At 41.9% G+C, this 1,305-nt stretch carries 1 protein-coding gene; it reads left to right on the forward strand.

The window, feature by feature from the left end; all coding sequences use genetic code 11:
• Positions 1–263 precede the first annotated feature (263 nt).
• The coding region (gmd, locus tag MTBBW1_RS27160) for a GDP-mannose 4,6-dehydratase (RefSeq protein WP_080810130.1) at positions 264–1,305 on the forward strand (1,042 nt) is incomplete at its 3' end.

A 1,305-nucleotide genomic window follows, 5' to 3' on the forward strand; every position in this document is an offset into this window, starting at 1 on the left:
ACACTCACATGTTTTCAGTTAAACGGTGAACTGTTCTCAATTTTTGGGGTTAATTTCAGAATAAATCATTCAGTTAACCCAGACTTATTGAGAACTTACATAATGAACATGTTAATAATGCCAGCAACTCCCCCTTTCTAACACCTCCACGACCCTACATCGAAAACAGGGAAACAATTGAAAATCCCATTGATTACATTGAAAATGGATGCCGGTGCCACATGGTACAAGCAATAAAAAACATTTTAACATATTGATAATACATGAATAAAACAGCCCTCATAACCGGTATCACAGGTCAGGATGCAGCATACCTTGCTCACTTCTTATTACAAAAAGGGTATGAAGTACATGGAATCAAACGTCGAACATCTCTTTTTAATACTGATCGCATAGACCACCTATATGAAGAGCCCCACATAAAAAATCGTAAATTCATTCTTCACTACGGGGACATGACAGATGCCACCAATCTGATAAGGATATTAAAAGATGTTCAGCCCGATGAGCTGTACAATTTAGCTGCCCAATCCCATGTTAAGGTCTCCTTTGAATCACCTGAATACACTGCCGACACAGACGCACTCGGTACTTTAAGACTCCTTGAAGGAATTCGACTTTTGGGCCTTGAAAAAAAGACTCGTTTTTACCAGGCTTCAACCTCGGAGCTATATGGAAAAGTGATAGAATCTCCGCAAAACGAATCAACTCCATTCTATCCACGCTCTCCTTACGCTTGTGCAAAGTTATATGCCTACTGGATAACAGTAAACTACCGTGAAGCCTATAACATATACGCCTGTAATGGTATTTTATTCAACCATGAATCACCTGTTCGCGGAGAAACCTTTGTCACAAGAAAAATAACCCGTGCTCTTGCCAGGATTACCCTGGGTCTTCAGGATTGCCTGTACCTTGGAAACCTTGATTCAAAAAGGGATTGGGGTCATGCGGAAGATTATGTCCGGATGCAGTGGATGATGCTGCAACAGAAGAACCCCGAAGATTATGTCATTGCAACGGGGCAGCAACATTCAGTACGAGAATTTGTGGAGATAGCTGCTGACTACATAGGCATAAGCATAGACTGGTCAGGCAAAAATGAATATGAAGTGGGCAAGGTTGCAGAATTGAATTCCAAAAATTCAGTGTTGAAACCCGGTCAAACGATTGTAGTTGTGGATAAACGCTATTTCCGCCCAACCGAGGTGAAGACGCTTCTGGGAGATCCAAGTAAAGCCCGTGAAAAACTGGGATGGGTGCCCCGGATCTCTTTTCACGACCTTGTAACAATGGTTCGTACAG

It is taken from the genome of Desulfamplus magnetovallimortis, assembly GCF_900170035.1.
GTDB classification, from domain to species: domain Bacteria; phylum Desulfobacterota; class Desulfobacteria; order Desulfobacterales; family Desulfobacteraceae; genus Desulfamplus; species Desulfamplus magnetovallimortis.